Origin of the sequence: Rhodococcus sp. EPR-134 (assembly GCF_001647205.1) — a bacterium.
GTDB classification, from domain to species: domain Bacteria; phylum Actinomycetota; class Actinomycetes; order Mycobacteriales; family Mycobacteriaceae; genus Rhodococcus_F; species Rhodococcus_F qingshengii.
The window spans coordinates 1-3,834 of record NZ_LVCT01000213.1 but is presented as its reverse complement, the minus strand read 5'-3'; the positions used below and the strand labels follow the sequence as shown (position 1 = coordinate 3,834).

The following is a 3,834-nucleotide window of genomic DNA, read 5'->3' as shown; positions in this document are numbered from 1 at the left end:
CACACGTGCTGGGGAGGTTGGCCTGTGCTCACACCCCAACGCTACCGGTGCGCGGCGCCGCCTCCCGCGAGGCGCGCCTAGTAGACCGGCAGACTCGCATCCACCTGGTTCGCCCAGGCGATCGCGCCGCCTTGAACGTGGACCGCGTCGGAGAAACCGGCGTTCTTGAGAAATGCCAATGCCTCGGCGGAACGAATGCCGGTTTTGCAGTACAGCACTATCTGCTTGTTCTGCGGCAACGTCGCCAGAGCTTCACCGGACAGGATGCGGTCCTTCGGGATCAGCACGGCCCCCGGCAGATGCATGATGTCCCATTCAACCGGTTCTCGTACGTCGACCAGCTCGATCGACCGTCCCTCGCCGATCATGGCCTCCAGTTCGGGCGCCGTGATCGTCGAACCGACAGCAGCGGCACTCGCCTCTTCGGACACGACACCGCAGAACGCGTCGTAGTCGATCAAGGCGGTGACCGGCACGCGGGTCGGATCACGCTGAAGGCGGATCGTCCGGAACGTCATCGCAAGTGCGTCGTAGATCATCAGGCGTCCGAGAAGCGGTTCGCCGATCCCCGTGATGAGCTTGACCGCCTCGGTCGCCATGATCGAACCGACGGTCGCGGGCAGGACTCCGAGCACACCACCCTCGGCGCACGAGGGGACCATGCCTGGCGGCGGCGCCTCCGGGTAAAGATCGCGATAGTTCAGTCCCGCGCCGTCCGGGGCGTCTTCCCAGAAGACCGAGACCTGCCCTTCGAAGCGGTAGATCGAGCCCCACACGTACGGCTTTCCCGCGATGACGGCAGCATCGTTGACGAGGTACCGCGTCGCGAAGTTGTCCGTACCGTCCAGGATCAGGTCGTACTCGGAGAACAGTTCGACCGCGTTGGAGTTGTCCAGGCGGAACTCGTGCAACCGGACGTCGACGTGCTCGTTGATTTCGAGAATCGACTCCTTCGCGCTGAGCGCCTTCGGGCGTCCGACGTCGGAGCGTCCGTGAATCACCTGACGCTGCAGGTTCGACATGTCGACCTCGTCGAACTCGACGATCCCGATGGTGCCCACTCCTGCGGCCGCGAGGTAGAGCAGTGCCGGTGAACCCAATCCACCGGCGCCGATGAACAGGACTCGTGCATTCTTGAGCCGCTTCTGACCGGTCATGCCTACATTCGGGATGATCAGGTGCCGGCTGTATCGGGCAACTTCCTCCCGGCTCAACTCGGCTGCCGGCTCCACCAGTGGTGGCAATACGACGGGTGTTGCAGACACCGCGAAACACTCCTAGTTCAAGACGAGATCAGGGATTCTCGATCCGGTCACGCTCGGGGGTACGGCCACGGATTGAAGCGGCACGTGAGTCCGTTCATCGGAACGACGCCCTCGGGATCAAGCCTAGCGATGTCGTTGTTCGCGGTTCCGAAGGTCTGCTGCATCATGATCGGTGCGAGTCCGCCTTCGGTCTCGCACGGCTGATGAGCGGCGTATCCGATGGCATGGCCGACCTCGTGATTGATCTGATACTGCCGATACGAGCCGATGTCGCCCTGGAACGAAATGGCGCCTCGCACCCATCGCGGTTCGTTGAGCAGGACTCGGTCCATGCTCGGGTTGTAGCAGGATCCTTCGAGTTCGATTTCGTATCCACAGCCTTCGCGGATCGTCATCTGTGAGGTCAAGGAGATCCGGAAGTCCGGCTCGCCGGCGTCGACGCGCCGGAACGCGACCTTGGGATCGTTGGTCCAACTCTTCGGATTGGCCAGTGTCTGGTCGACCATGCGTCCGTACGATTCGTCTCCGCCGAAGCCGGTCGTGTCGACGCCGTCCTCGATCTCGACCGTGTACGTGAACTCGCGTTCGGTTCCCTGTCCGACCTTGCCCGTCGTACCTGGTACGACGTGCCACGTTCCACCCCCCGCGACGGTGAACGGACCACCGTCGGGAAGGGCACCGGACGGTATCGACGAGGCAAAAGTTCCGTCTCCGGCCGGTGGGGCACCGATGACATCGGTTCCGTCGGTGCTGTGCGCGAGGTCGGCGGTGGCCGACGTCTTGCTCGCGGAGTCTGTGGCGTCCGGCCGCACCGCATCGACGATCACAAGAATGGTGAGCACCACGAGAACCGGAATCGCGTAGGCCCGCCAACCGTAGGTCGAGACGAAGCGCCCGAGCTTGCTCTGCTTTCGCGCTGCCCGGTCCGGTCGCGGATTACGCGGGGTTCGGCCCACTTCTCGTTTGGTCGGATCCCATTGGGCGCGCAAAGGCTGATGGGAGGAAATGCCTCGATAGTCGCGTTCGCCGTAGGCACGATCATCCGGCACCTCCGGCCGACGTTCGTCGCGAGGCGCTCCAGTTCCGCTACGCATTCGACGTTCCTCACGTTCAGGGTTCTGCGTAGTTCGTCCACGCATGCGCGGTCCCCCTGGGTCAGTCACGTCGTCCAGAATCTCACACACGGCAAGTCGCTCGCCCGGGCTGACCGAAACTTGCTGGTCCTGGCGTGTCATGGCAGCCCGTCCTGTAACGAGAAAGACCGCTGGTCTCGCTCACCGAGGCACGCGCGACTCGCCCGGGCGACACACGGTATCGTTCATTCGGCTACGACCGGTGTGACGGAGGATACTGGCGGGTACGCACACGCGACTCGCGGATCCGCGCGCCGACCGAATTACTTTTGCTCAGATTGGAAGCGACATGACAGAACTCGCGGATCGGACTGACTCCGATCGCGGTACAACGGCTGGCAAGCCTGCCGGAACACGTCGCAGCACCCGCCTCCCGCGCGATGCGCGCCGCCTCCAGCTCCTCGCAGCTGCAAGTGAGGTATTCGTTGCGAACGGGTACCACTCGGCCGGCATGGACGAGATCGCCGAATGTGCCGGTGTCAGCAAGCCAGTTCTGTACCAACATTTCCCAGGCAAACTCGAACTGTACGTCGCAGTCCTGCAGAGTTACGTCGACAGCCTCATCTCGGGTGTACGCCAGGCCCTGCGATCGACGACGGACAACAAACAGCGTGTCCGCGCCGCGGTCCAGGCGTTCTTCGACTTCGTCGACAACGACTCCCAGGGCTTCCGCCTGGTGTTCGAGTCCGACATCATGGGCGAACCTCAGGTCCAGACACGCGTCGAACAAGCCACCGAAGCCTGCGTCGACGCCGTGTTCGACCTGGTGAGTCAGGATTCCGGACTCGATCCGTACCGCGCGCGCATCCTTGCGGTCGGTCTTGTCGGTGCCAGCCAGTTCACTGCGCGGTACTGGCTCGAAGCCGCGCGGCCGATCCCGAAGGAAGAAGCCGTGGAAATCACCGTGACCCTCGCGTGGGGCGGTCTCTCACACGTGCCGCTGCAAGCCGAAACGAAGTAACCGGAACCCGAACGAGAATGGGCGGGCAGTCTCACGACTGCCCGCCCATTCTGCTGTTACAGCTACGCGTCAGACGGTAGGCGCGAATCCGACCTTGCGGATATCGGACGGACCGATCTCCACGTACGCCACACGAGCGGCCTGCACCAGGAACTTGCGGCCCTTGTCGTCGACGAGAGCCAGAACCGGCTCGCGGCCACCGAGGACAGCCGCGACCAGTGTCTCGACCTCGTCAGGGGTCTGTTCGCTGTTGACGATGAGCTCACGCGGGCTGTCGATTACACCGATCTTGACCTCCACGGTCAACCTCCGAACTGTTCGTGAATTACATCCGTTGTCGACGCAAGGCTAATGCAGCAACGACCGCCCACGCTCCTCTGCACGCTGTGCCCAGAGCGAACAGGCACCTAGACGAGTCCGAGAATCGCCATCCGCTCGGCATGCTTTGCCTGCATGCCGTCGAACAACGCGACAA

General features: G+C 63.2%; 4 protein-coding genes. 1 reads left to right on the top strand and 3 read right to left on the bottom strand.

What is annotated here, in order from left to right; translation table 11 throughout:
- Positions 1–77: 77 nt before the first annotated feature.
- Positions 78–1,265 carry an adenylyltransferase/sulfurtransferase MoeZ gene (gene moeZ, locus A2J01_RS09665; protein ID WP_003942292.1) on the bottom strand — a complete coding sequence of 396 codons (1,188 nt, stop codon included), beginning with the start codon at positions 1,263–1,265 and terminating at the stop codon, positions 78–80.
- 47 nt (positions 1,266–1,312) lie between these two features.
- Entirely contained in the window at positions 1,313–2,359 is a 1,047-nt protein-coding gene (locus tag A2J01_RS09660) for a DUF3152 domain-containing protein (RefSeq protein ID WP_007731223.1), read from the bottom strand.
- 328 nt (positions 2,360–2,687) lie between these two features.
- Between A2J01_RS09660 and A2J01_RS09655 the strand changes: the two genes are divergently transcribed.
- Complete coding sequence (locus A2J01_RS09655; protein WP_003942309.1) at positions 2,688–3,359, top strand: TetR/AcrR family transcriptional regulator; 672 nt, start codon at positions 2,688–2,690, stop codon at positions 3,357–3,359.
- Positions 3,360–3,428: 69 nt separating this feature from the next.
- Here A2J01_RS09655 and A2J01_RS09650 read toward each other — a convergent pair whose 3' ends face one another.
- Positions 3,429–3,659, bottom strand: a complete 231-nt coding sequence (locus A2J01_RS09650) for a DUF3107 domain-containing protein (RefSeq protein ID WP_058039094.1) — start codon at positions 3,657–3,659, stop codon at positions 3,429–3,431.
- Positions 3,660–3,834 lie beyond the last annotated feature (175 nt).

Coding starts and splice junctions, on each gene's coding strand:
- A2J01_RS09660 (WP_007731223.1), bottom strand. CDS start 2,359: ATGCGTAGCGGAACTGGAGCGCCTCGCGACGAACGTCGGCCGGAGGTG.
- A2J01_RS09655 (WP_003942309.1), top strand. CDS start 2,688: ATGACAGAACTCGCGGATCGGACTGACTCCGATCGCGGTACAACGGCT.